The sequence below is a fragment of the Marinobacter mobilis genome (assembly GCF_900106945.1).
Taxonomy (GTDB): Bacteria; Pseudomonadota; Gammaproteobacteria; order Pseudomonadales; family Oleiphilaceae; genus Marinobacter; species Marinobacter mobilis.
In genome coordinates, this window is record NZ_FNNE01000008.1 from 124,137 (window position 1) to 149,429 (window position 25,293).

A 25,293-nucleotide genomic window follows, 5' to 3' on the forward strand; every position below is an offset into this window, starting at 1 on the left:
GCTATTTGCTGATGAATGAATTCTGGAAATCCCGGTATTCATCCGGCGTGCCACAGAATATAACGTCTTCACGGGGAATCAGGTGATAGAAAATGGATCGCCCCATTTCAATGAGCTGATTATAAAGGGGGGCCACGTAGAGCTCACCTTTCGCCCACTGATCTGTAGGCTTGCTGAGGTAGTGCTCGTAACTCAGCAGAAAGTCGTTCACATCGGAGAAGTGATACAGGCCGGTGCTGCAAAGGTTCGATATTGGCTGTTTTTCCGCGGTTTCGAGCACTCTGAGACTGCCATCCCCGGCGGGGCGTGCAAATGACCAGTTGTCACCAGACCCTTCAAAGACATCGAGAAAGCCGTCACCAACATGTTCAGGCTCCGGAAAGCGGAAGCCGGGGCGGAAGGTGTCGATATTGAAGATGGTAACCGGCCCCTCACAGGTATCGGCCTTTTTCAGTGCCAGGTAGACCGTTTCGGCCTGCCCCCGGGTTTCCTGATCCAGGACAACGATCTCGTAATCGGTAATTCCCATCTGTTGGCACTGCTGATCAACAAACGCCGGCGTATCGAAAATGTCCCGGACGATGAACATGAAAGGCTGGGATTGGAAGTAGTGTTCAAAGCTGGCAACAGAATGCTCGAACAGGGTTTTGCCATGGGCGTCGAGCATGTACTTTGGCTTGTCGAAGCCCGCCTTGAAAAAGCGGGAGCTGAGGCCCGCCATGGGGATAACGATCATTGTTGGTGCCTTATCATCAATTCGTAGAGCCGGAAGGCATTTGCCAGCAGGGCATCCTGCCGGTCGGGGTCATCGGCATGCAGCGGTAGCATCGACAGGAACAGCTGGATTTGCATGGCGTACAGCTCAACCGGCGTCAGTGAAAACTGTTCTTCGACCATTTCCAGAAAGTGTTGCTGCACGTCGCGCTGCCGCTTGTGATCGGGGAGCTCAATCCTGATCCGGTCGCCGCTGATGGTGGTCGTGTGATAGCCGGCAATAATCCAGTCATAGAGCCCGAGGATGGAATGGCTCAGCTTGGCCAAGTCATAACGGGTGTCACCGTAACTGCTGAGCTCACCATCCAGGGTGATCCCTCTGGGGTCTATCACCTTGATCCGGTTGGTACGGAAGTCATACAGAATGTTGCTGAAGCAGAAGTCTCCGTGCATCAGGCAGTGCTGGGTCGCGACGGAGGGGAGGCGACAGCCGCTTTCCCGCTCGAGGTCGGCAATGGACAGTGCCAGGGAGGGGGCGGAATCCGGTCCATAGTGCCAGACCTTATCCTTGCTGATACCGCGTTCCTGGCAAAACGTGTTCAGGCGCTCACCGGTCTTGGTGTTGAAGAGATCTGCCAGCGAGGTGGATGGCTGCCCCTCCGGTGCCGGATAGGACCGACAGTCCCCCAGAAAGGTCAGACACTTCTGAAGAATCTTGCGCCACAACAGGGGAGGGATATCTGCGAACACATACAGCTCATTCAGCGCTGTGTGGTGCAGGTATTCCAGGCGATAGGTAAAGGAATGACCGCCTTTGTCCGGGCTGCCAAGATATTGGGGAGTGTACTGTCGCATCATGGGTGGCAGGCTTTCAAACCACCGGGCTTCACCTTCAATCTTACGGTCGTTTTCGCTGGATTTCTCGATCCAGCCCGGGGTGATTCTCAACTCATTGAACATGCGTTGAGTGGTGAAGGTGGATTTGGAGTGGTAGTAACTGTTGGCGTGGCCAAAGTCCAGCCAGTTGCTGACCTTGACGGTACTCAGTCCAACCGCATTGCGGTAACGGGCGAGCCCCTGCAGGAAGTTCCAGTTGCATTGGGTGATGCAGCGAATCAATTGCCGGGGATTGCTGAACTTGAAATACCCGGTCACCACACTGTGATCCTGAAAAGCCAGAGCATCGTTGCTGCTGACGAGCCAGTTATCATCGTCATCAGTCACGACAGCCCAGTTGTAGTTATCCTCAACCTGGGCAGTGGCAACGATGTTGTCACCCGGGGGTAGGGGGGTAATCAGGGTATCTCCGAACAATACGTGCAAGGGCGAATCGTGTGCGGAGTCAGCCAGGTTCAATGCTGCCACCAGCGAAGCGCCCAGACTCAGACCGTCGGGTATGCTCAGCAGGGTAACGCTGTGCCGCTCCAGCCAAAGCCGGTCCCGGTCTCCGACGGTGAATGACTCCGGCAGGGACAGGTAAACCTGACTTTGTCCGGGGGCTGATTTGACCTGGTGCTGAAACAGTCGTCGATTACCCAGTGGCAGGAAACTTGGTGGCAGACCGCCAAATTCGGACCGCAGTTCCGGGCTGATATAGTCCGCAGACATGATCAGGAACATGAATGCTTTTCCTGCTCAATCAATTCTTCAATTTCTTCGGGGGTAAGACGGGTAAATTCAGACGGCCGGATTGCCCGGTCATCCACGTAGAAACCGTCAAACCCGCACCAGGGTTTACCAACGAGAATTTCATCGTAGGGAACGTTGTGCCGCTTCAGCCATTCTGTGATCACGGGCAGCGTGTGCACGTTGATCTTGCCGACATTTCCTTCGAAGGTGCGCATGTTGCGCGCCGTCTGGATAATGATTTCAAAGCCCAAGGATTTGTATTCCCTGAGTTTTTCAATGAGCTCGATGTTTGGCAGTACATTCGGGTAATCCGATGTATTGGCCAGGGTGATGGTTCCATCAAGGTCTACGACAAGTTTCTTCACGGTGTTCCCGCATCGAACGTTAGGTTAGTGGTGAGCCTGTTGCACGGCTTCGGCGGCTGAGTGCCAGACCTCATCGGCCAGTTCCAGGTCGGCCGGATTCAGTGTCTGGCCGGATTTTACCAGAATCTTGCGGCCGAGACCGGCAGCGCGGGCAGCTTCCATGTCGCTGCGCTTGTCACCAACCATGACGCAATGCTCGGGTGTCAGTGCAAACGCTTCCAGTCCCTGCTCAATCATCCCCGGAGCGGGCTTTCGGCAGTGGCAATGTCGCTCCTGCTCGGTGCCATAGTCGGGATGGTGAGGGCAGTGGTAGACCCGGCTGATTTCCACGCCTTCGTCGCGGAAGCGGCCGACCATCCATTCGGTCAGGTCCTGGAACTGCTGCTCACTGTACATGCCCCGGGCGATGCCGGACTGGTTGGTGACTACAATCAGCAGGTAACCCAGCGACTGGAAGTGGCGGCAGGCCTCGAAAATACCGTCGACAAACTCGAAGTCTTCCGGTTTGTGGACATAGCCGTGGTCGACGTTGATCACGCCATCCCGGTCGAGGAAAACGGCCTTGGTATTCATAGTGATTGCTCCGTGACTACGCGGTCGAACATGGTGCAGACCTGTTCTTTGCTGATGTGCTCCATCAGTTCGTGGCCCTTCAGGCGCTGGCCCCAGGGTAGCTGATCGGCGGGTTTGCCGTGGTGTTGCTCAATAAGGCGCGAATACGCATCCACCACATAGTTTTGCCAGCTGTAGGGGCCGGTCCGGGCAGGGTTGCTGTGGGCATAGAGGCCAATAACCGGTGTGCCGGCGGCAACCGCCATATGCGCCGGCCCGGTATCCGGGGCCAGCACCAGGTCAGCGGCCCGCAATAGGGCAAACAGCTGTTTGAGGCTCGATTGGCCGACCAGATTAATTGGCGGATGGTTGCAGCTGCCCATGATGTCGCTGGCCAGCGTCAGTTCCAGTTCCGTGGGGCCGCCACAGAGATACACCGAGAAGCCATTTTGTGCAGCATGGTCTGCCACGGTGGCGTAGCGTTCGGGATGCCAGTTGCGTTCCCGCGCCGAGGCGGCGGGAACGATCACCAGGTGGCCGCGGGTGTTTGGCGCGAGCTGATCCCGGGCCCAGCGTTGATCCTCGTCGGCCACCGGAATATCCCAGGCCGGAGGTGCCAGGGGGGCCCCCAGAGCGGCGGCAAACTGCAGGAAGGTATCCAGCACATGGGGGCGGCTGGCGGGCTGGATGCGTTCATTGATGAACAGGCTGTGCAGTTCCTTGCTGCGAGCCTTGTCGTAGCCAATCCGGCGCTTGGCTGGTATGCAAAGGCTGGCGAGGTTGGCACGCAGAGCCACCTGCATCTGCAGCAGCACATCAAATCGGCGACCAGCCATGTGCCGGCGCAGCGTGCGGAAGGCCGCCAGGCCATCCTTCTTGTTGAAAACCACGAACTCGATGCCGGGCAGGCCCTGTAGCAACGCAGCTTCGGCTTTGCCAATCACCCACGTGATGCTGGCTTGCGGGTGCTGACGCTGAATTGCCTGTACCGCTGCCACCGCATTGCAGGTATCACCAATGGCGGAAAGCCGGAGCACACAGATGGAATTGAGTGTGCTCAAGTCAGCCTCTTACCCGGGTAATCAGTCCAGTGGTTGAGCGGCCTTCCAGCAAGGGAATCACGGCGACTTCACCGCCGGATTGCTGAACGAAATCTGAACCGACGATGGTGTCCACGGTGTAATCACCGCCCTTGGCCAATACCTGGGGACGAACGCGCTTGATCAGCTGTTCCGGGGTGTCGTGTTCGTCGGCGTTGTCGCCAAAGGGGAGTACCCAGTCAACGCAGGCGAGGGCCGCCAGGACTTCCATGCGATCCTCCAGGCAGTTGACGGGGCGTTCCTCACCTTTCAGTCGGCGGACTGAGGCATCACTGTTCAGTCCCACCACCAGACGGTCACCGAGGGCGCGTGCCTGGGCCAGATAGCGTACGTGTCCGGCGTGGAGAATGTCGAAGCAACCGTTGGTGAATACAATGCGCTCGCCTTGCTCGCGGGCATAGTCGATGTGCAGAAGGCTTTGCTCCACGGTCGGGTGGTAGCCGGCGATCTTGGAGGACCAGACATGGCTGGCGCGGGCCGCCAGTTCTTCCGGAGACACGGTAGCAGCACCGAGTTTGCCAACCACAATGCCGGCCGCGAGGTTGGCGAGCCAGGCGGCATCGGGCAGGTTATAGCCGGCGCTGATCATGGTGCCGAGGGTAGCGATCACGGTATCACCGGCGCCGGTGACATCGCTGACCTCCAGCACTTCAGCCGGGAAGTGGTGATGTTCGTCTGGGGTGATCAGGCTCATGCCATGTTCGCTGCGGGTCAGCAGCATGTTCTCGATGCCGCAGGAGGACAGCATGGCGCGGGCGGATGCCAGCATGCTTTCGTCGGAACTGTCGTCGCCGCCGGCTGCGCGGAACTCGGTCAGGTTGGGGGTGATGATGGTGGCGCCCCGGTAAATTGAAAAATCCTTGCTTTTCGGGTCGACCAGCACCCGTTTACCGGCCGCACGGGCCGCGGTAATAATGCCGCCTACGGCTCCCAGGGTTCCCTTGGCGTAGTCACTGACGATGACTGTGTCATAGTCGCCGACCAGTTTCTCGAAGCGTTGTCTCAGCGCGTCGGCATGTTCAGGGCCAAACGCCTCTTCCATATCCAGCCGAACCATCTGCTGGTGCCGCGAAATAATGCGGGATTTGGAGATGGTGCGGATATCCGGTCGTGGCATCAGCTCGGAGCGAACCTTCTCCCGGGACAGGATGTCGCCGAGCAGTTCGCCTTCGGTATCCTGGCCAATCAGCCCCAGGAGGGTGGCTTGCCCATCCAGGTGCGCGATATTACGGGCGACGTTGGCGGCTCCGCCAGCGCGGTCTTCGGTATGAGCCACCTTGACCACAGGCACGGGGGCTTCCGGGGAAATGCGTTGGGTATCCCCCATGAAGTAGCGGTCGAGCATGACATCGCCCACCACCAGCACGGAGGCATTCTGCAGCTGATCCATTCGTGCCGGGTCGATCATGCCTGCAGTCCTCCGCTCACCACTACCTGGTCAACGGCCTCGCACAGCCAGTGGCCGATGAACATGTGGGCTTCCTGGATACGGGCTGTTTCATCGCAGGCGATAATGATGCTCAGTTTTGCGATATCTTTGACCCTGCCACCATCGCGGCCCGTCAGGGCAACCGTGCTGGCACCGAGCTCATTGGCAGCGGCCAGTGCCCGGTTGACGTTTTCGCTCTGGCCGGACGTGGTCAGGCCAATCACCAGATCTTCCGCCTTGCCAAGTCCCTGGACCTGACGCTCAAACACCGATTCAAACTCATAGTCGTTGGGGTGAGCGGTCAGAATGGAGGTGTCAGTGGTCAGGGCAATGGAGGCCAGGGGGCCGCGCTCGGCCTTGTAGCGGACCATGAACTCGGCGGCCAGGTGCTGGGCATCGGCCGCGCTGCCGCCATTCCCCAGGAAGATGACCTTGCCGCCTTTGCTCAGGCTTTGGCGGGTTAACTCAAGCAGCTGCTCCGCTTCGCCCTGATATTGATCCAGAATGGCGAAGGTTGCACGGTGCCGCTCCAGCGCGGCGAGAAAACTGCTTTCCTGGGACATGGGTGCCTCCGGTTCGGGACGGGCCTGAATGTTCGCTGGCCAGAACAAATGGGTATCGGATCAAAGCCGAAAGTGTACCATGGTGCCCAGGTGCGGCCCAGAGTGCGATGGGGCCCTAACCAATCGGTAATTCCCGTCCCGTCTCAGTCGGTTGCCGCATGGGCGCGCGGGCGGGCTCGGTTTTAGACTGGCCGAAAAGAGGTTAGTATTAGTCCGGCATGTTACAGGGCTGGCCAGCCCGTCAATATTCCCTCAGGAGAAGGTATCCATGATTGTCGTCACCGGCGGCGCCGGGTTTATCGGAGCCAACATTGTTCACGCATTGAACCAGCGCGGAGAAACCAACATCCTGGTGGTTGATGATCTCAAGGATGGCACCCGTTTCCGCAATCTGGCGGAGCTTGATATCGCCGATTACATGGACAAGCACGAGTTCCTGGCACTGGTTAAGGCAAATGCGCTGCCAAAGGGCATTCGTGCGGTGTTCCACGAAGGCGCCTGTTCCGATACAACGGAGTGGGACGGCCAGTTCATGATGGAGAACAACTACACCTACTCCAAGGTGCTTCTGCACTGGTGCCTGGACCATCAGGTTCCCTTCCTGTACGCCTCCAGTGCCGCGGTGTATGGCGCCAGCAGCGATTTCCGCGAGCAGCGTGAGTGTGAGAAACCGCTGAACGTCTACGGCTATTCCAAGTGGCAGTTTGACCAGTATGTACGCCGACTGATGCCAGAAATTGAGAGCCAGGTGGTCGGATTCCGCTACTTCAACGTCTATGGTCCCCGTGAACAGCACAAAGGCAAGATGGCATCGGTGGCCTATCATCTGCATGAACAGATCAAAGTCGGCCAGAACCCGAAACTGTTCGAGGGATGGGACGGCTATTCCGATGGCGGCCAGCAACGGGACTTCGTCTACGTGGACGACGTCTGCCAGGTCAACCTGTGGTTTATGGATAACCCGGGCCAGTCCGGCATCTTCAATCTCGGTACCGGCCGGGCTCAGTCATTCCTCGAAGTGGCGGAAGCGGTGATTCAGCACCACGGTAAGGGGAGTGTCGAATTTATCCCCTTCCCGGACGAGTTGAAGGGGCGGTACCAGAGCTTTACCCAAGCCGACATCAGCGCGTTGCGTGCGGCCGGCTATTCGGAGCCTTTTGCCTCTGTTGCCGAAGGTGTCGAGCGCTATCTGCAGTGGCTTGAGCGATGAACTACCTGATCGTCGGCCCGTCCTGGGTCGGAGATATGGTGATGGCGCAGTCGCTGTTCATTGATCTTCAGCGACGTGATCCAGGGGCCGTGATTGACGTGCTGGCCCCGGCCTGGTCATTGCCGATTATTGCGCGCATGCCCGAAGTGCATTGTGGTATCGCGGCCCCCTGGAGCAGCGGCAAACTGGCGCTGAAAGAGCAATGGCGACTGGCCCGGAGTCTGAAAGGCTATGACAAGGCGATCATTCTGCCGAGATCGTTCAAGTCTGCACTGATTCCTTTTTTCGCAGGCGTTCCCGAACGGGTGGGGTTCAGCGGTGAGGGGCGATCGATCCTGCTGACGGAGGCTCGCAAGCGACACCCAACCCGCGAAGGCTCGAAGATTACCGATCGCACGGTCTGGCGTTACCTTGGACTGGGCGCAAGCCGGGAAGACTATGCCCGTTACCAGTTTGAAGTGCCGTCGCCTGCCTTGCGGGTGGATCCGGAGAATGCCGCGGCTGTTGAGCAGCGGCTGGGGTTGGATCCGGACAAGCCTGCCATTGCGATCTGCCCGGGGGCTGAGTTTGGCCCAGCCAAACAATGGCCGCTGGATAACCACCGTGCGCTGGCCAGAAAGCTGACTGAACGGGGTTTTCAGGTCTGGATCATGGGCGGTCCCAAGGATACGGGGGCTGGCGAACACATTGCGGCCGGGCAGGCAGGGGTGTTCAATCTCTGTGGCCAAACCCGCCTCGAAGATACCGTGGATCTGTTCAACCGCTGTCAGCGGGTGGTCAGCCACGATTCCGGTCTGATGCACGTGGCTGCCGCCGCTGGTGCAGAGGTAGTGGCCATCTATGGTTCCACCAGCCCCGATTTCACTCCGCCGCTGACCGACTCTGCGCGGATTTTGCAGCATCCGGTGGAATGCAGCCCGTGCTTTGAGCGCACCTGCCGTTACGGACATTACCAGTGCCTGACCGGAATATCGGTTGAACGGGTCGTGGAGGCCTGCCTTTGAAACTGAGTGCGGTATTGATTGCCAAAAACGCGGGCCCTGACTTCAAGCGATGCCTGGATAGCCTGCAGTTTGCTGATGAGATCGTGGTGCTCGATTCGGGTTCAACGGATGACACTGTTCGCCTTGCCGAGGAGGCTGGCGCGACGGTGGTCAGCTCTGAAGGCTGGCCGGGCTTTGGTCCCCAGCGCCAGCGGGCGCAGAACCATGCCCAGGGTGAGTGGGTGTTCTGGGTGGATACCGATGAAGTGGTAAGCGAGGAGTTGGCGCAGTCGGTTCTGAAAGCGGTGTCTGCTGCGCCAGCCAACACAGTGTTCCAGCTCAACCGGCTTTCCTGGTTCTTTGGCCGCTTCATTCGCCACTCCGGGTGGTACCCGGACCGGATTGTGCGTCTGTACCGTCGCGCCGAGTACGGCTATGACGATGCCCTGGTGCACGAGAAAGTGGCTTGTGAGGGCGCCCATGTTGAGACATTGGCAGGCGATTTGTTGCACTACACCGCAACCGATTTCAGTGACTATATGAGCAAATCGGTGCGTTACTCCGATGCCTGGGCCGAAGGCCGGGCACGGAAGGGAAAGAAGGCCTCGCTCGGATCGGCTGTCAGTCACAGTGTTGGAGCCTTTCTGCGCAAATACTTGTTGCAGCTTGGCTTTCTGGACGGCCGCCACGGCTTCCTGTTGGCGGTGTTTACGGCACACTATGTCTTCAACAAGTACGCCGCCCTCTGGATCAGAAGTCGCCGTTGATCGTGTCGGTCAGAACGTCAAACAGGGCCTGTGCAGATTGCTTGACGTGAAAGTGACTGGCAATCCGTTCGCGGGCTTTCTCACCCATGCGTTGGCAACCTTCGGGATCTTCATGGAGCCGTCGTATGCCGGCGGCAATCTCCCCGGAACTGCCAGGTGTTACCCGGATTCCGGAAATGCCATCTTCGATCAGTTCGGCACTGCCTCCCGTATCGCTCACGATTGGCGCGACTCCGTAGGCCATCGATTCAATGACGGTCTTCGGCAGCCCCTCCCGCTTGGTTGAGGCCAGTACGGAGGCGTTACAGGCGGCAATGATGGCGGGGGCATCCCGGCGGAAGCCGGTCAGGTGAATCCGGTCGGCCATGGGGCTGGCCTGAATCATGGTCTGAATCTCCGGGGTATCCATGCCGCGGCCCACCAGTAACAGGTGGATGTTGCTGTCCTTTGGTAATTGGTGGGTTGCATCGAGCAGCACCGGCAGCCCCTTGCGCGGGCGGGCGTTGGCAACCGCCCCAACGACAAACGCGCCTTGTGGAATACCAAATTGCCCGAGGTCCACGGGCTGATCCTGATACCACTGCAGATCATGGCCCTTGTAGACTGCGCACACCTTGCTCCTGTTGCCCCAGACGTGCTGCTGGAGGTCGTCCCGGGTGGCTTTGGAGACGCAGATAATACGGTCGACCCGCGGGCTCAGATGGGTCAGGTAGCAACTGGGATCCCAGCGGCTGATGTTGCCGGTCTGACCCCGGTAGGTCAGTACCTTGACTGGCAAGCCCCAGGCCGCGAAGTTGGTGTTGGCAATGGCCTTGTTATTGAAACAATAGACTGCATCAAACTGGCCTTCCTTCAGGGTTTTGCGAATGATCGCTATGGCCTGGCGATTCAGCTTTTTGCTGGGATGGTAGCCGCGAACCCTGATGCCGCACTCCTCAAAGCGGGGAACATATTCCGCATCTGGCTGGGTCATCACCTCCACATCGACACCGAGTCTGGACAGCTCAATCAGCATTTCCGCTTCCGGGCGCACTGAGTTCCAGGTATCGGTATAGGAGCTGATAATCAAGACCTTCACGCTATTATCCTTTTCAAACTGATTCACTTAAACTGGCGCCATTAAATCATCCGCGGGCTGTTTTTGATATGCATATCTGCCACATAAACCTGGCACGAGGCTTTTCAGGGGGGGAGCGTCAGACCCTGAACCTGATTCGCCAACTCGCAAGTCGAGGTGTCCAGCAAACCCTGATCGCACGTCCGGGTAACCCTTTGCTGGAGGCTGTTGCCGAGTTGCCTGTGGCGGTGCGGGAATGCGGCCATTTTATCAAAGGCCATGGTGCAGGTGGTGACTGGGACCTGATCCATTGCCACGATGGCAAGGGTGTGTACTGGGGGCTTATCGAGCAATGGCTGAGGCGAACGCCCTATGTCATTACCCGGCGAGTAGATAACCCGCTTGGCACTGGCTGGGTTACCCGGCAGGCTTATGGCAAAGCCAGCAGGGTGGTCTGCCTCAGTTCTGCCATTCGGGCTGTTGTGCAGCACACGGTGATGTCGGCCCGAACTGAAGTGATTCCATCCAGTTTTTCAGGCTTCTCCGTGGATGAGAATGAAGTTCGGCGTATCCGCGAGGAATATGCCGGAAAAATTCTGCTGGGGCAGGTGGGGCGCTTCCTTGCACATAAGGGCCACGCGGTAACCTTGAAGGCCGCCGCTCAACTGGAATCTCGTTGCCCGGAGGCGATCTTTCTCTTTCTTGGGGAGGGCCCTGAAGAGGCCGCGCTGAAAGAGCAGGCCCAAGGGTTGGGTAATGTCGAGTTTGCTGGCTTCAAGGACGATATCGGCAACTGGCTGGCGGCTCTTGACCTGCTGGTGTTTCCGTCCCTTCAGGAGGGGTTGGGTTCGACGATCCTCGAAGCCATGCAGCATCGGGTGCCTGTGGTGGCGACCCGTGCCGGTGGCATTCCGGATATTATCGAGCATGGTGTGAATGGGCTTCTGGTCAGCCCCAGCGATGCCGGGGCACTGGCGGAGGCCATCCGTTCAGTGCTTGCGGATAAGCACTTGCGGGAGCGGCTGATCGCAGGCGGCGATGACACCCTGCCCCGATTCAGTCCGGAGCGGAATGCTGAAGCCTACCTTTCCCTCTATAACGACATCCTGAGCTGACGGCCGCCAGGGCGGTCAGCAGATTTGTCCGGGCTTGTAGGGATTTTCAATGCCTGGGGGGCGGTGGCGCATCCGTTTGTATTCCCACTGGTACTGCTCCGGAAGCGCCCGCACGCATTGCTCAACGGATGCGTTCAGTGCCGTTGTAGCCGTCACCGGGTCCTTGTCGTCCAGCCCGGGCTGAGCCTCACGGATAATAATACGGAAGCCCTCGGCATTGGGCAGGCGTTCGGCGTAGGTCATCAGGACCCGGGCACCGGTCCGTTGCATCAGCTTCGATACCAGGGTCATGGTTTTGACTTCCATACCAAAGAACGGTGCAAAGGCATTGCCCTTGCCGCGGGGTGACTGGTCCGGAAGGATGCCCGCGATACCGCCTTCGCGAAGAATGGAGGCCAGTCGCGCCAGCCCCCGTCGATCGCCTCGTACCAGTTCCGAGCCAAGACGGCCGCGTACCTTGATCATGTAGTCTTCAAATTCCGCTATATTGGGCGGGCTGTAAAGGGCGGCCATTTTGTAGCGGGACGAAAAATACAGACCGGCCAGTTCCCAGTTGCCCAGGTGGGGGGCAAGCAGGATCAGGCCTCGGCCGTCCTGCTGAGCTTGATTGATGAGCTCCTCGCCTTCCACCTGCTGAATCAGGTTGAGGCACTCTTCCACCGGACGTTCCCACATCAGTGGAATTTCCAGGATGGTCATGCCTGTTTGCTGCAGGGAGGTCTGGGCCAGCTCTGCCCGCTGCTGTTCGCTGTATTCCGGGAAGCAGATGGACAGGTTGATATCGGTGACGTCGCGGGCCTTGGTCGGCAGCTTCCAAAGCAGCCAGCCCAGCGAACTGCCCAGTTTTTGGGCCATGCGCAGGGACAGTGACCCCGCGAGGCTGAGCAGGGAATTGATCAGAAAAAGTTTTACGGCTCTCATGCTGCCTGTGATTCCATACCGTCGAAAAAGGCGCAGGCAAACTACCACTGTCGGCGGCCGGTCGCAATCAAGCGGGGCAGGCAGGGCGTGGCAAAGAAGTACTGCGAACTCGACAGATGAGTGGGGGTATATGTCGCTATGACACTACCGGTGTCGGTGTATTGTATTACAAAAAATGAGGAAGTTCGGCTTGGTGCCACCTTGTCCAGGGTGGTCGATTGGGCCGATGAAGTCATCGTTGTGGACTCGGGCAGTTGTGATGGCACCGAGGCTGTTGCCTGTCACTATGGCGCCCGTTTCGTTCATCACGACTGGCAGGGGTTTGCCGTACAGAAAGCCTACGCTGCCAGCCTGTGCCGGAATGACTGGGTGCTGGACCTGGACGCTGATGAAGTGCTGTCGGACGAGTTGGTCAGCAACCTGAAGGCACTGTTTGAACAGGAACCGGACCCCGACTTTGCCGGGTTCAGAATGCGCTGGGTATTGTCGCAGCCGGTGCCGGGGCACCCTTTCCGTCATGACAAGAGCAAACGGATCCTCCGTCTTTACCACCGTGAGCGGGCTCGCATCGAGGCCGTTCCGGGCAGTAATGATGATCGCCCGCGGGTGCTCAGCGGACGGGTTGGTTTTGTTCCCGGTGATGTGCTCCACCAGCCGGTGATCACTCTGGAGCAGATGGAGCGCAAGTACCTTCAGCTGTCCAACGAACAGGCGCACTTCCTGGCAGAGAAAGGACGCAGAATCACCAGTGCCCGTCTGTTCGTCGAATTTCCGCTCAAGTTTTTCAAGTATTACCTGCTTCACCGGCAGATACTGAATGGCTGGTATGGGTTGAGTGTATCCATCGTTGCAGCCAACCGGAATTTCATGCGGCTGGCCAAGGCAAAAGAGCTACAGATGCTGACTCGTTTGGGCGAGGGGCATGGTGAGTCTCAGTCAGGGGTGGCCCCGGTGGATAGTGACCGCCCGCCGAGGCAGCGTTGATAGAAATCGCAGACGCTGGCGGTCATGGCCTCCAGAGTGAGCTCTTCCCGTGCCTGTCTCATGCACTCTGATTGTGCCTGCTTCAGGTTGGCCGGATCCTCAAGGTGGCGGGACAGCAGGTTTGCCAGAGCGGCTTCGGAACCGTCATCGGCCAGAAAATCCGGTGGCAGGAAGTCGGAGGCGCCGCCGACCGGTGTCGACAGTACCGGGCAGCCGCACTGCAGGGCTTCCACCAGCAGGTATGGAAAGCCTTCCCGTTGTGAGCTGATAACACAGGCGTCGGCTTGAGTCAGCCAGGCGGCGACCGCATCCGAATAGCCAATCAGGGAAACCGATTCGGTCAATCCCAGGGCAACGATCAGCCGCTCAAGGGTTTGCCGGAGGCTGCCGTCACCTGCGATCACCAAATGGCCTGGGAGCGTCAGCCGCGCCCAAGCTCTGATCAGGGCTTCATAGCCCTTGACCGGTTCCAGTCGCCCGGCCGTCACCACCAGAGGTCGGCTGAATGCTGAGGGCAGTGGGGCGTTCTTGGCCGGGGGAGTAATGCCATTATAAATCAGGGTCTTGTTGCTATGGGCAAGGCGCTGGAATTGATCATGGTTGATGGCGATGACACCATCCATCGACAAAAACGGTGACAGCGATGACTTCTGGCCATGGACGGTGCCGATGCGAACTGACGTGGAGTATCCCTGGATCAGTTGTGCGGCTTTGTTGCCATGGGCATGGCAGATGTCCGGATGGAGTTTATCCAGGGCGCGACGAAGCCGGAACTTCAGCAAGGGGTTTCGCCGCCCCAGGTGCATGGGCATTGGGCAGAAGCGGACAGGTGCGGCAAAGCGCTGGCTGAAATCAGGGTGTCCCAGTACACAGACTTCATGGCCACGGGATGTCAGGTCCTGCGCCAGATCGCGCACATGGGTTTCCATGCCGCCCCAGGTACCGCCCGGAGTAGCAAGCACAAGAGCGATGCGCCAGTGGGGTACGCTCATCGTTGCGTGTGGCTCCGCCGGGTCAGCAGTTGCTGGTAGATATCAATGGTGGCGCTGGTCTGGGCTTCCAGCCGGAAGCGTTCGGGCAGTGCTATCGTATGCTCCGGCTGGGCGGCCAGTTCAATCACCTTGGCGGCGAACGCCCGGATATCATCAGGGGGCACCAGCCCCTGAGGAAAGCAGGCGGTCAGGGTTTCGGCAGCGCCACCACGGTCAAATGCGACGACCGGTGTACCTGCTGCGAGCGCCTCGGTGACGGTGCGACCAAAGGGTTCGGGTTTGGTGGACATGTGGCAGACCAGAGTCGCAATGCGATACAGGTCGGCCATGTCGCTTCGCTGACCCAGGAAGGTGACCTGATTATCGAGGCCGAGATCGGAGCGGTGCTGTTCCAGTTCTTTCAGGAAGTGGCGCTTGCCCGCTTCGGTACCGCCGACAATCACGCCATGGAACTGGGGGTGCTGGCGTACGATGTCCACCATGGCATCGAGGAACAGCAATTGCCCCTTCCAGCGGGAGATCCGGCCAGGCATCAGGATCAGCTGTTTGTGCTCCAGGTGGGGAAATTGCCGGTAAAAACGGCTGATCCAGACGGGATCCAGCTGATGATTGTTGAAAGCCTCGACATCCACTCCCCGTTGAATGACGGATAGGTGCTCCGGCGGCACCCGGTAATTCTCCAGGATGTAGGTTTTGACGCACTCGGACACGGCGATGATATGGTCGGCACGGGTCATGATGGCGCTGTAGGGGTTCACCGAATACATGCCGTGAAAGGTGGATACCAAGGCCGGGCGCCCGGATGGTGGCAGTCCTCGCCAGGCAAGCCAGGTGATCCATGCCGGCATCCTCGAACGCATGTGGATAATGTCGGGCTGCAGTTCTCTCAGCAGTGCTCTGACCGGCCGAATCTGGCCAAACGAAGCCAACGACTTGCGATGGATGGGCATCTGGATGTGGGTCGAGCCCTGAGCGTCAAGAAGTTGGGTCATGCCGCCGCCGGAGGACATGACATAGGACTCGTGACCCTGCCTGACCAGTTCGGCGGCAAACTCGACCGTGCCCCGTTCAACGCCTCCGCTCTCAAGGGCGGGGAGCACCTGAAGAACCCTCATGGGCGTCCCCGTCTGGTCCAGGCTGGCAGGGTTGTGATCAGCCACCTGGCAGCCCGGTCGGCTTCCCACAGCCGGGCGGTGTGCTTGGCTGTTCCCTGCATCACGCTGGTTTGATCCTGCCACAGGGCTACCAGACCCTCTTCTGCCAGGCGCTGCACACCACCGGCTATCCTGCTGCGGGGCCTGGCCGTCAGTTCAAACAGTCCAGTCGGTACGCCAGAGGTAATCGCCTCGTATACCATGGAGACACTGTCAGGCGTCACCCAGACGGCCCGAGAGGATGCCAGTTGATGGCTCAGCCAGCTATCGTGGGTGGATTCCGGGGTGGCGATTGTCACTCTGGGACTTTCCAGCGAGGACAGCCTTTCCGTCAGTGCCTCCGGGGTACGACGAGAGCTGCTAATGGTCCAGCGCCACTGGGGGTGGTTGGCCATCAGGCGGAGAATCTGTTCAAACACCAGGTCGTTGTCCCACTCGAAATGGCGGGATGGACCGCCCACGAGAACCAGCGCTTCGGGCTTTTCGGTGATTCGTGCCATGGGCGTGATGGCATTGAGCACCCCCCGGGTTGTCACCACATGGCGTTTTGGGGGAACCCGGTCGTGTTCGGGAATAATGGCCGCATCCACCATGGCCAGGGGAAACGCCGGTTTCATCAGTACCACTGTTTGACAGTTACGGGTGCGTCGTAGTGACAGCAACAGCCGGTGGCTGCCGGAGCCTGCCGCAATGATCAGGCTGGGGCGGGGCAAGTGGCGGTCCAGTGCCGGAGGCATGCCAAGCAGGGCGCGCCACAGCGGCACCGCGATAGGCCCGGTCTCTATCCAGTGGGCGCTGGCTCCGGTGAGCACCCTTAGCCGGTTTGCCAGGCCCTTGAGCTGGTTGCGGTGCCCGGGCTTGTTATCGGTCAGCAGCCAGATGGCCGGGGCTGGGCCTTGCATGGCCGGTGGCGGTGTCATCAGGTCTGTTTCCGGTACAGGTCGGGATCGTCCGGGGATGGACGGGTCTTGAATCGTCGATGCATCCACAGGTACTGATCGGGATGGCGGCGGATTTCCTGTTCAATGGTGTGGTTGACCAGGGTGGCATCTTTCAGGTCGTCGCCGGAGGGGTAATCCAGAAGCGGCGGGTGGAAGTAGATGTCGTAGCCAGGCTTGCCCTCGCGCCGAAAATGGCTGAACGGAATCACGGTGCAACCGCTGCGCTCGGTGATCCGGGACGTGGCGGTAATGCTGCCGGCAGGAACGTTAAAAAAGGGTGCGAAGACTATCCCCTTGCGGCCATAGTCCTGATCGGTGGCATACCACACGGTACGGTTCTGTTTCAGACGCTTCAGCAAACCCCGCAGGTCCTTGCTCCCCAGGGCAACGCCGTATCGGCGCTCCCGTGCCCGGGTCATGATCGCATTCATTAACGGATTGTTGTGATCCCGCTGCATGACGTCGGCCTCAATAAACAGTGATACCAGGCTGCCACCAAGATCCAGTGTACTGTAATGCCCTCCCAGAAGGAGGATGCCGTTGCCCCTGGCCTGGGCGGCCTCGATATGTTCCAGACCATGGACTTCGGTAATGGCGCGAAAGGCCTTGGGGTTCCGGAACCAGGCCAGGCCGATCTCCATGATGCCGATACCGTTTGAGTGAAAGGTTTTTCGCACCAGAGCCTGCTGCTCCGCGGGAGACTGCTCCGGAAAGCAGAGTCGGATATTGACCTCTGCGATGTGACGCCGGCGGGGAATCAGCCGGTAGGCCAGCTCGCCAATCCCTTTGCCCAAGACCCACTGGAGTCTGAGCGGCAGCTGCGCCATCAGCCACATCAGGCTGACAATGACCCAGGTGGGCCACCAGCGAGGGTGGAGGAATCTGGAATAACGGGTCTCCCGGGTGGACGTTCTTTGCTTGCTCACCGTGTTCTGGCCTGACATTGATTTGGACAGGAAGTTTAGCAGGCTCAATACCCTGTACTAAAGTGGGAATGGCTGCCCTATCAGTACCGTAGGCCTCGGCGAGTCGATCACACGTGGGCCATTGGGGGCGGGATTGGGTAGAATGGCCGCGCTTATCCTCTGTCCGGAGCTGTCATGCTGCATTTTCTGTACTCGCTGGTCTTTCGTATTGCCCTGCCGTTTGTGCTCCTGCGTCTGTGGTGGGGTGGTCGTGGCAATGAAGAGGCCCGTATCGGCTGGCAGCAGAGAGTTGGATTTGTTCCCCGTTCAGAACAGCCGGTGATCTGGGTGCATGCGGTGTCTGTGGGCGAGACCATTGCCGCCGCGCCGTTGGTCAAGGCGTTGCTGCAGCGAATACCGGACACACCCATCCTGATGACCGCCATGACCCAGACCGGGCTGGCGCGGGCCCGGGCCATGTTTGGCGATCAGGTGCGTTATGCCTATTCACCCTATGATACGCCTGGCGCCGTCAGGCGATTCCTGGCGCGGGTGAACCCTTGCGCCCTGGTGATTATGGAAACTGAACTCTGGCCCAACATGATCACCCTTAGCCATGACCGGGACGTTCCGATGTTTCTGATCAATGCCCGGTTGTCGGAGCGGTCTGCTCAGGGTTATGAGCGGGTCAGCTCTCTGGTGACACCATTGCTCAACAGTATTACCTGGATTGCTGCCCAAGCTGATGACGATGCCAGCCGTTTCCTGCGTATCGGCGCTCAGGCGGAAACGGTGTCGGTCACCGGCAGCATCAAATTCGATGTGGATATCAGTGCCAGCCTCCGTGACGCTGCCCGGGCGCTGAGGGCGCGGTTTGGCGTGGAGCGGCCAGTGTGGATTGCCGCCAGCACTCACCGGGGTGAGGATGAGCAAATATTACTGGCCCACCGGAAGGTACTGGCAAAGCACCCGGATTGCCTGTTGGTGATTGTGCCCCGGCATCCTGAGCGTTTCGAAACAGTGGCGAAGCTGGTGGTGGATCAGGGCTTCTCCCTGTCCCGACGCTCGCTGGATCAATCGTCAGTGCAGACGCAGGTCTATCTGGGCGACACCATGGGGGAGTTGCTGATGCTGTATGGGGCCGCCGATATCGCCTTTGTGGGAGGTTCGCTCATTGAGCGCGGTGGTCACAATCCGCTGGAGCCGGCGGCGTGGGGAATGCCGGTTCTGTCGGGTCCTCATGTCTTCAACTTTGAGACGATCTATGGCGGCTTGCGTGCCCGGGAGGGCGTTTACATTACGCCGGGTAGTGATGATCTGGCGAACCATCTCCACGATCTGATCGTCGACCGGGAGGCGGCAAACCGGGCTGGTACCAACGCACTGGCCGTGGTGGAGGCGAATCGGGGGGCGCTCGAGCGGGTGGTTGACGGGATCGTTGGGCGAGTCTGATTTAGATCCAGTTTCCTGCGGGCAGACTGGCTACCCGCAGGAGAATCTCCGAACCTGTTACCGGGCGGCGGCTGCATCCTCGGCTTCGTTGGCCAGGGCTTCAATACCCGGTGCGGAAGCGCTCAGCCAGTTGTTGAGGTCCATCAGGTCCTGTGGGCTCAGGGTGCCGGCAGACAGCTTCAGGGTCAGGGTGTTGACGACGTAATCGTAGCGGGCATTGGAGTAGTCCCGCAGGGATTCATAGTAGTTTCGCTCGGCGTCGAGCACTTCCACAATATTCCGGGTGCCCACCTCGTAGCCGGCCCGGGTTGCGTCGAGGGCGCTGCGGCGGGAAATGATGGTCTGGTAAAGTGATGACGCTGTCTCGACGTTGTTGTTCACCGTCAGGTACAGGCTGCGGGTGTTGACGCTGACGTCCCGGCGGATGGTTTCCAGACTTTGCTGGGTAGCCTCAAGCAGGGAACGCTGTTGGCGAACGCTGGCCTGAGTGCCGCCACCGGTGTAGATGGGAACGGTCAGAGTCAGGCTGACGGAGCCTTCGGTCGTGGTGCCGTCGTTCGGCGCGAAAAAGGCGCCATCCACGTCGGCTTCGCCATAGGAGGCGTTCAGATCCAAGGTCGGGTAATGGCCCGACTTTGCGGTTGCCAGATTGGCTTCGCTGGTTTGCAGGTCGTACTGGGCCGCCTGCACATTCCAGTTCTGCTCAAGGGCCGTGTCCACCCATGCTGACGGATCCTGGGGCTCAGGCTGGCTGAGCGGGAACTCCTGCTTCAGGTTGTCCACGGTGTCGGCGTATTCGCCAGTCAGGCGGGCCAGGCGCTCGTGGGCGATGTTCAGATTGTTTGCGGCGGCAATACGAACACTCCGGGCGGCATCGTAGCCGGCGCGGGATTCGTAGACATCGGTAATGGCGATCAGGCCAACGTCGAAGCGTTCCTGGGACTGTTCGTACTGGCGTTGGAAGGCTTTTTCTGCGGCCTGGGTGGTGGTCAGGTTATCCGCCGCCCGCAAGACGTTGAAATACGCGGTGGCCGCATTCAGCATCAGCTGCTGTTGGGCGAGGTTGTACTGGGCCCGAGCCGATTCGCTCTGGAATTTACTGGCGTCGTACTGGTACCAGTCATCCGCCCGGAACAGTGGTTGGGTCAGCTGGACGCCATATGAGAGCGTGCGTGCACCGTTGTCGATGGCAGGGCCGTCCTGGTCGGTGTAATCGGCGTCGCCGAAGGCAAAAATCTGTGGCAGCAGGGTGCTTTGACTGATGTCGACGCTGGCCTGCTGGGCTTCGTAACTGGCCCGTGCGGAAGCGATGCCGGAATCGTAGGAGAGAGCCTTTTCGTATGTTTCGATCAGGTTCAGGGACAGTGCCGGCTGGGCACTGAGCAGCCCTATCAATCCGCTTAGCAATCGTTTTTTCATGTCATCTCCTAGTAGGGGAATGCCAGAGTTGCCGGCATTTGAAATCCTTGACGGGCCTGCGCGGTCATTATGGACAATAATCAACCCGATCTCTACACTTGCATCTGGCACCTAAATTGTCGGCTACGGTTGGTATTGCAGGGTGCCAAAAACTGACTTATCGCGTCTTGACGGGGTGCTGGTACAACCATCAGGAAGTACCGGCTGAGATTGTGGGCGGGCCATGGCTTTATGTCGGGCCGGCTATCCAGAACCCGCTGACCTGAACCGGATAATACCGGCGTAGGAATTCGAGGCAATACTTTCGGACGGCACCTTGGGGTTTTCCCGTATATTGGCTGCCGTTCCCGTCATACGCGACCCAAAACCATTGATTTCCCACGGGACGCAACTATGACGACGGTACCTTCCTATCTCAGTGATTCCGCTCAGGTCGACACCGCAGCGGTAAAGCCTCTGCCCAATTCCCGCAAGATTTACGTTGAAGGCAGTCGTGCCGATATCCGTGTGCCCATGCGGGAAATTGAGGTTGGTGATACGTCAACCGAAATGGGCGGAGAAAAGAATCCCCCGGTCGTGGTCTATGACACCTCCGGCCCCTACACGGACCCCAAGGCAGACATCGACCTCCGCCGCGGACTTGCCCCGGTTCGTGCGAGCTGGATTGAGGAACGGGACGATACCGAGCTGCTGGCGGACTACTCCTCCGGGTTTACCCGCCGGAGAATGAAAGATCCGCAACTGGATCCTCTGCGATTCATGGACGAACGTAAACCGCGTCAGGCGCGGAACGGTCAGAACGTTACCCAGATGCACTACGCCCGCAAGGGCATCATTACCCCGGAAATGGAGTACATCGCCATCCGGGAGAACCAGAAACTGCAGGAAGCGCGGGCTCAGGGGCTGCTGAAAGATCAACACCCGGGGCAGTCGTTTGGTGCGAACCTGCCGCAGGAAATTACCCCGGAATTTGTCCGTGACGAAGTCGCCCGGGGGCGAGCCATCATCCCGGCCAACATCAATCACCCGGAATCCGAACCGATGATTATCGGCCGCAACTTTCTGGTGAAGATCAACGGTAACATTGGCAACTCCGCCGTCAGTTCCTCCATCGAGGAAGAGGTGGAAAAGCTGACCTGGGCGATCCGCTGGGGTGCCGATACCATCATGGATCTGTCTACCGGCAAGAACATCCACGAAACCCGTGAGTGGATTATTCGTAACTCCCCGGTTCCCATTGGTACCGTGCCGATCTACCAGGCCCTTGAGAAAGTGGGCGGCGTCGCCGAGGACCTGACTTGGGAAATCTTCCGCGACACCCTGATCGAGCAGGCCGAACAGGGCGTGGACTACTTCACCATCCATGCGGGCGTGCGCCTGCATCACGTGCCTCTGACCGCCAACCGCGTCACCGGCATCGTTTCCCGTGGTGGCTCGATCATGGCCAAGTGGTGCCTCGCGCACCACACCGAGAGTTTTCTCTACACCCATTTCGAGGAAATCTGCGAAATCATGAAGGCCTACGACGTGTCGTTCAGTCTCGGCGACGGTCTGCGTCCTGGTTCTATTGCGGATGCCAACGACGCGGCCCAGTTCGGTGAACTTGAAACCCTGGGTGAGCTGACCAAGATTGCCTGGAAACACGACGTTCAGGTCATGATTGAGGGGCCGGGACACGTGCCCATGCACCTGGTCAAGGAGAACATGGACAAGCAGCTCGAATGCTGCGACGAAGCGCCGTTCTACACCCTTGGGCCGCTGATCACTGACATTGCGCCGGGCTACGATCACATCACCTCCGGTATCGGTGCGGCGATGATTGGCTGGTACGGCTGCGCCATGCTCTGTTACGTCACGCCGAAGGAGCATCTGGGGCTGCCGAACAAGGACGACGTCAAGACCGGCATCATCACCTACAAGATTGCGGCTCACGCGGCGGATCTTGCCAAAGGTCACCCGGGCGCCCAGGTGCGGGATAATGCGCTGTCCAAGGCCCGTTTCGAGTTTCGCTGGGAAGACCAGTTCAACCTGGGACTGGATCCGGATACGGCGAGAGCCTACCACGATGAAACCCTGCCCAAGGAGTCTGCCAAGGTGGCGCATTTCTGCTCCATGTGTGGCCCCAAGTTCTGCTCAATGAAAATCTCCCAGGAAGTCCGTGACTACGCCAAGGAAAACGGACTGGATGAGGGTTCTGCCGTCGACGTGGGCATGCAGGAGAAGTCCCGCGAGTTCCGTGAATCTGGCGGAAAGCTCTACGATAAGGTGTAACCGGGCGACGCTTGCCAAGGTGGAGGGGCACCGGCTATCGTTGGCCGGTGACCTTTCATTTTTTCGACAGAGCGATCCAGTGATGCCTACAGAAAACGCTGTGGGGCCGTTTCAGTTCGGCCAGCACGATGTGCGGATTGAGCGCCGGGAAACGGTGTTTCAGGGTTTTTTTCGCATGGACAAGCTCTGGCTGACCCATCCCCGATTTGGTGGTGATGAGATGCCGCTGTTTACCCGCGAGTTATTTATCCGCGGGGATGCGACCTGTGTTTTGCCTTATGACCCGGATCGCGATGAGGTCGTCCTGCTGGAGCAGTTCCGGCCAGGGGTATTGGGGCGGGAGCAGTCGCCCTGGTTGCTGGAGCTGGTGGCCGGCATGAATGAGGATGGTGAAACCCCGGAGCAGGTGGCCCAACGGGAGGGGCAGGAGGAAGCTGGACTGCAGTTCGGGCAGTTGGAGAAAATCTGCGAATACCTGGTGTCTCCGGGTGGTACGACCGAGCTTATTCACCTGTATTGTGGGCAGGTGTCCTCCGAGCATGCCGGCGGAGTTCACGGGATTGAAGCCGAGCATGAGGATATCCGCGTTCATGTCGTGGCATTCGACGAGGCTGTGGCGATGATCGCCGATGGGCGTATTAACAATGCGGCGGCCATCATTGCGCTGCAATGGCTGCAACTTCACCGTCAGCGGATCCGTCAGAGCTGGAGCGCGCCATGACGGAATGGGTCATGAAACCGCGACGTTATGTGCCCGACCTTCGTCGTCTGGGCGCGCTGTGCGAAGGTAACTATCGGCGCCTGGAACAGTTGCGTCAGGTCGAGAGCATTGGGCAGCCGTGCTCCGAATTTGAGTTGCACCGCAACGACACATACTTGGGGCGAGTCCGTATTCAGGTTCTGCAGACCGCCAAGTACACGGAAACCCTGCTGCTTGAGCAGATCCACAATGGTGGGCGCTGGCTCAATAACCCTGAACTGACCGTTCGCGTATACCACGATGCCGGCATGGCCGAAGTGATTAGCTGGCGCCGTGAAAAACGCATCGCTCCGGTCAATGACTACCCCAATCGCTTCATGCATCATCCCGACGAGAAAGTTCAGGTAAACAGTTTTCTGGCGGATTGGCTGGACTTCTGTCTCAGGTTCGGCCACGCCCCGTTTGAGCTTGTGACTTGGACCAATGGCTAATGCGAACTGATTGATTGTTGAGTGGAATGTGACACCTATTCAGGAATCATGACTGGAAACTCAATAACCTCAGTCGATCAAGGTATTGCAAAGGGGCAGTACGACAAACCAACGATTCAGGTGTTATGACGCAACGCGACGACACAAAGCGCCTCCGGGTACTGCAACTGACAGATCCGCATTTGATGGCGGATCCACAGGGCAGGCTTCTCGGTATAAATACCCGCGACAGCCTCGATGCGGTCATTGCTCAGGTACGCCAGGAACGTCCCGAGCCTGACCTTGTGCTGGTGACCGGGGATCTGGCCCAGGATGCTTCGGAAAGCGCCTACCGGGAACTGTCCCGAAAGCTCTCGGTGTTTGATGGTCCGGTTCTGTGGATGTCCGGTAATCATGACGACTCCGGGTTACTCGGACGTCTGGCCGGCCCGGACGCCTCCTGCAAGCACCTGATCGCTGGCGGCTGGCAGTTCGTGCTGCTGGATTCGTCGGTGCATCGCAAGGTTCACGGCCACCTGACCGAGACTGAACTGGCCTTCCTGGAAACCACCCTGAGTGAAAATGAACCGCTGCCAACGTTGGTGGCGCTGCATCATCACCCGGTCGATATCGGCTCTGGCTGGATGGACAACATCGGGCTGAAAAACCGGGATGCGTTCTGGCAGGTGCTGGATCGCTTTCCTCAGGTTCGGGTGGTGTTGTGGGGACATATCCATCAGGAATGGGATCAGGTGCGGAACGGAGTGCGCCTGTTGGCGACGCCATCAACCTGTATCCAGTTCAAGGGTGGCTCAGACGACTTCGCGGTGGATGAGCTGGCGCCTGGCTACCGCTGGTTTGAGTTGTTGCCCTCCGGCGCGGTGGAAACGGAAGTTGGGCGAACCTCCGGATTTGCGTTCGAGCCGGACGTGAACAGCACAGGTTACTGATGTCTCTGAAACCGGCCATTGTTTATCTGCACGGCTTTAACAGTTCCCCCCGCTCTTTGAAAGCCAATGAGCTGCGGACCTGGTTGCCAGACCTGAATCCTGATATTGAACTGCTGGTGCCGGAACTGGGCTTCGACCCGACTCAGGCTTACCAGCGTGCGAGCGCTGTTCTGACGTCGGTCTCCGGCCGCCCGCTCGGCATTATCGGAAGCTCCCTGGGTGGCTTCTATGCAGCGGCGTTGAGTCAGCAGTTCGGTGTGCCGGCGGCGCTGATCAACCCCGCCGTTCGCCCCTACGATCTCCTGCACGACTACCTGGGGCCCCAGCACAATCCCTATACCGGTGAAGACTATCTCCTGACTGTTGACCACATGGCGGCTCTGAGGCGCCTGGATCCGGGCGTCATTCGCAGCCCGGGCAAGCTGCTGCTATTACTTCAAAGTGGGGATGAGACCCTGGATTATCGGGCTGCGCTGCAGCGCTATCCGGGCTCACCAGCCTGGATTCAGGCCGGTGGAGACCACCGTTTCCAGAATTTCGACGTGGTGGTGCCGGCAATACTGGCATTTTTTGCTATGACCCGACGGGACACCAGCCCTCGCGGGTAATGGAGTCTGGTGGGTAATATCGGGTAAACTTCGCAGAAAAGA

The 25,293-nt window shown here is 59.1% G+C and carries 25 protein-coding genes and 1 riboswitch; of the genes, 11 read left to right on the forward strand and 14 right to left on the reverse strand.

Annotated features, from left to right (window positions below):
* Position 1: 1 nt before the first annotated feature.
* Genes BLV11_RS13505 through BLV11_RS13535 form a run of 7 tightly spaced genes read right to left on the reverse strand, consistent with a single transcriptional unit; the run spans position 2 to position 6,352 of the window.
* The gene (locus BLV11_RS13505; RefSeq protein ID WP_091815355.1) at positions 2-736 is read right to left on the reverse strand and encodes a glycosyltransferase family 2 protein; all 735 of its coding nucleotides are present in this window, start codon (positions 734-736) and stop codon (positions 2-4) included.
* Positions 733-2,334 carry a phosphotransferase gene (locus BLV11_RS13510; protein WP_091815359.1) on the reverse strand — a complete coding sequence of 534 codons (1,602 nt, stop codon included), beginning with the start codon at positions 2,332-2,334 and terminating at the stop codon, positions 733-735. Before BLV11_RS13510 ends, BLV11_RS13505 begins: the two co-directional genes overlap by 4 nt.
* Positions 2,325-2,708, reverse strand: a complete 384-nt coding sequence (locus tag BLV11_RS13515; RefSeq protein WP_091815362.1) for an HAD family hydrolase — start codon at positions 2,706-2,708, stop codon at positions 2,325-2,327. Before BLV11_RS13515 ends, BLV11_RS13510 begins: the two co-directional genes overlap by 10 nt.
* Before the next feature lie 24 nt (positions 2,709-2,732).
* Positions 2,733-3,281 carry a D-glycero-beta-D-manno-heptose 1,7-bisphosphate 7-phosphatase gene (gene gmhB, locus BLV11_RS13520; RefSeq protein WP_091815366.1) on the reverse strand — a complete coding sequence of 183 codons (549 nt, stop codon included), beginning with the start codon at positions 3,279-3,281 and terminating at the stop codon, positions 2,733-2,735.
* The gene (locus BLV11_RS13525) at positions 3,278-4,321 is read right to left on the reverse strand and encodes a glycosyltransferase family 9 protein (protein WP_091815369.1); all 1,044 of its coding nucleotides are present in this window, start codon (positions 4,319-4,321) and stop codon (positions 3,278-3,280) included. Before BLV11_RS13525 ends, gmhB begins: the two co-directional genes overlap by 4 nt.
* A 1-nt stretch (position 4,322) precedes the next feature.
* Entirely contained in the window at positions 4,323-5,768 is a 1,446-nt protein-coding gene (gene hldE / locus BLV11_RS13530) for a bifunctional D-glycero-beta-D-manno-heptose-7-phosphate kinase/D-glycero-beta-D-manno-heptose 1-phosphate adenylyltransferase HldE (RefSeq protein WP_091815372.1), read from the reverse strand.
* On the reverse strand, positions 5,765-6,352 hold the full coding sequence (locus BLV11_RS13535) for a D-sedoheptulose-7-phosphate isomerase (RefSeq protein ID WP_091815374.1): 588 nt from the start codon (positions 6,350-6,352) through the stop codon (positions 5,765-5,767). Before BLV11_RS13535 ends, hldE begins: the two co-directional genes overlap by 4 nt.
* 268 nt (positions 6,353-6,620) lie before the next feature.
* On the opposite strand from BLV11_RS13535, the gene rfaD reads away from it, so the two are divergent.
* Genes rfaD through BLV11_RS13550 form a run of 3 tightly spaced genes read left to right on the forward strand, consistent with a single transcriptional unit; the run spans position 6,621 to position 9,312 of the window.
* Positions 6,621-7,562, forward strand: coding sequence for an ADP-glyceromanno-heptose 6-epimerase (rfaD, locus tag BLV11_RS13540; protein ID WP_091815376.1), 942 nt, complete (start codon positions 6,621-6,623; stop codon positions 7,560-7,562).
* Positions 7,559-8,566 (forward strand): lipopolysaccharide heptosyltransferase II, encoded by a 1,008-nt coding sequence (gene waaF, locus BLV11_RS13545; protein WP_091815379.1) that lies wholly within the window; start codon positions 7,559-7,561, stop codon positions 8,564-8,566. The genes rfaD and waaF overlap by 4 nt, the downstream gene beginning before the upstream one ends.
* Positions 8,563-9,312, forward strand: coding sequence for a glycosyltransferase family 2 protein (locus BLV11_RS13550; protein ID WP_091815382.1), 750 nt, complete (start codon positions 8,563-8,565; stop codon positions 9,310-9,312). The genes waaF and BLV11_RS13550 overlap by 4 nt, the downstream gene beginning before the upstream one ends.
* Here the strand turns inward: BLV11_RS13550 and BLV11_RS13555 are convergent.
* Positions 9,296-10,390, reverse strand: a complete 1,095-nt coding sequence (locus tag BLV11_RS13555; RefSeq protein ID WP_091815386.1) for a glycosyltransferase family 4 protein — start codon at positions 10,388-10,390, stop codon at positions 9,296-9,298. The two genes, BLV11_RS13550 and BLV11_RS13555, sit on opposite strands and share 17 nt — an antisense overlap.
* Positions 10,391-10,458: 68 nt before the next feature.
* On the opposite strand from BLV11_RS13555, the gene BLV11_RS13560 reads away from it, so the two are divergent.
* Positions 10,459-11,484 carry a glycosyltransferase family 4 protein gene (locus tag BLV11_RS13560; RefSeq protein ID WP_091815389.1) on the forward strand — a complete coding sequence of 342 codons (1,026 nt, stop codon included), beginning with the start codon at positions 10,459-10,461 and terminating at the stop codon, positions 11,482-11,484.
* Positions 11,485-11,499: 15 nt separating this feature from the next.
* Here the strand turns inward: BLV11_RS13560 and BLV11_RS13565 are convergent, their stop codons facing one another.
* On the reverse strand, positions 11,500-12,405 hold the full coding sequence (locus tag BLV11_RS13565) for a lysophospholipid acyltransferase family protein (protein ID WP_091815394.1): 906 nt from the start codon (positions 12,403-12,405) through the stop codon (positions 11,500-11,502).
* Between the two features lie 138 nt (positions 12,406-12,543).
* Here BLV11_RS13565 and BLV11_RS13570 point away from each other — a divergent pair, with 138 nt between their 5' ends.
* Positions 12,544-13,389: a glycosyltransferase family 2 protein gene (locus BLV11_RS13570; RefSeq protein ID WP_091815396.1), complete on the forward strand. Its 846-nt coding sequence runs from the start codon at positions 12,544-12,546 to the stop codon at positions 13,387-13,389.
* On the opposite strand, the gene BLV11_RS13575 is transcribed toward BLV11_RS13570, so the two are convergent.
* From BLV11_RS13575 to lpxL, 4 genes are read right to left on the reverse strand one after another with little or no spacing between them, the layout of a single operon-like run.
* Positions 13,338-14,381 carry a glycosyltransferase gene (locus BLV11_RS13575; RefSeq protein WP_091815399.1) on the reverse strand — a complete coding sequence of 348 codons (1,044 nt, stop codon included), beginning with the start codon at positions 14,379-14,381 and terminating at the stop codon, positions 13,338-13,340. The genes BLV11_RS13570 and BLV11_RS13575 overlap by 52 nt on opposite strands.
* On the reverse strand, positions 14,378-15,496 hold the full coding sequence (locus tag BLV11_RS13580) for a glycosyltransferase family 4 protein (RefSeq protein WP_091815403.1): 1,119 nt from the start codon (positions 15,494-15,496) through the stop codon (positions 14,378-14,380). Before BLV11_RS13580 ends, BLV11_RS13575 begins: the two co-directional genes overlap by 4 nt.
* Positions 15,493-16,455 (reverse strand): mitochondrial fission ELM1 family protein, encoded by a 963-nt coding sequence (locus BLV11_RS13585; protein WP_091815406.1) that lies wholly within the window; start codon positions 16,453-16,455, stop codon positions 15,493-15,495. The genes BLV11_RS13580 and BLV11_RS13585 overlap by 4 nt, the downstream gene beginning before the upstream one ends.
* Positions 16,455-17,402: an LpxL/LpxP family Kdo(2)-lipid IV(A) lauroyl/palmitoleoyl acyltransferase gene (gene lpxL / locus BLV11_RS13590; RefSeq protein ID WP_245726033.1), complete on the reverse strand. Its 948-nt coding sequence runs from the start codon at positions 17,400-17,402 to the stop codon at positions 16,455-16,457. Before lpxL ends, BLV11_RS13585 begins: the two co-directional genes overlap by 1 nt.
* A gap of 174 nt (positions 17,403-17,576) precedes the next feature.
* Between lpxL and waaA the strand changes: the two genes are divergently transcribed.
* Positions 17,577-18,833, forward strand: a complete 1,257-nt coding sequence (gene waaA / locus BLV11_RS13595) for a lipid IV(A) 3-deoxy-D-manno-octulosonic acid transferase (protein WP_091815415.1) — start codon at positions 17,577-17,579, stop codon at positions 18,831-18,833.
* Positions 18,834-18,890: 57 nt separating this feature from the next.
* Here waaA and BLV11_RS13600 read toward each other — a convergent pair whose 3' ends face one another.
* Entirely contained in the window at positions 18,891-20,252 is a 1,362-nt protein-coding gene (locus BLV11_RS13600) for a TolC family outer membrane protein (RefSeq protein WP_091815420.1), read from the reverse strand.
* Positions 20,253-20,413: 161 nt separating this feature from the next.
* Positions 20,414-20,559, forward strand: a riboswitch (TPP riboswitch).
* An 86-nt stretch (positions 20,560-20,645) separates the two neighbouring features.
* Here BLV11_RS13600 and thiC point away from each other — a divergent pair.
* The 5 genes from thiC to BLV11_RS13625 all read left to right on the forward strand — a co-directional run bounded on the left by thiC (position 20,646) and on the right by BLV11_RS13625 (position 25,251).
* Positions 20,646-22,523, forward strand: a complete 1,878-nt coding sequence (gene thiC / locus BLV11_RS13605; protein WP_091815423.1) for a phosphomethylpyrimidine synthase ThiC — start codon at positions 20,646-20,648, stop codon at positions 22,521-22,523.
* Positions 22,524-22,605: 82 nt separating this feature from the next.
* The gene (locus BLV11_RS13610; RefSeq protein ID WP_091815426.1) at positions 22,606-23,244 is read left to right on the forward strand and encodes an NUDIX domain-containing protein; all 639 of its coding nucleotides are present in this window, start codon (positions 22,606-22,608) and stop codon (positions 23,242-23,244) included.
* A complete protein-coding gene (locus BLV11_RS13615; protein WP_091815429.1) occupies positions 23,241-23,714 on the forward strand; it encodes a DUF1249 domain-containing protein in 474 nt (157 codons plus the stop codon). Before BLV11_RS13610 ends, BLV11_RS13615 begins: the two co-directional genes overlap by 4 nt.
* 125 nt (positions 23,715-23,839) lie before the next feature.
* On the forward strand, positions 23,840-24,643 hold the full coding sequence (gene cpdA, locus BLV11_RS13620; protein ID WP_091815432.1) for a 3',5'-cyclic-AMP phosphodiesterase: 804 nt from the start codon (positions 23,840-23,842) through the stop codon (positions 24,641-24,643).
* Positions 24,643-25,251 carry a YqiA/YcfP family alpha/beta fold hydrolase gene (locus BLV11_RS13625; protein ID WP_091815436.1) on the forward strand — a complete coding sequence of 203 codons (609 nt, stop codon included), beginning with the start codon at positions 24,643-24,645 and terminating at the stop codon, positions 25,249-25,251. Before cpdA ends, BLV11_RS13625 begins: the two co-directional genes overlap by 1 nt.
* Positions 25,252-25,293 lie beyond the last annotated feature (42 nt).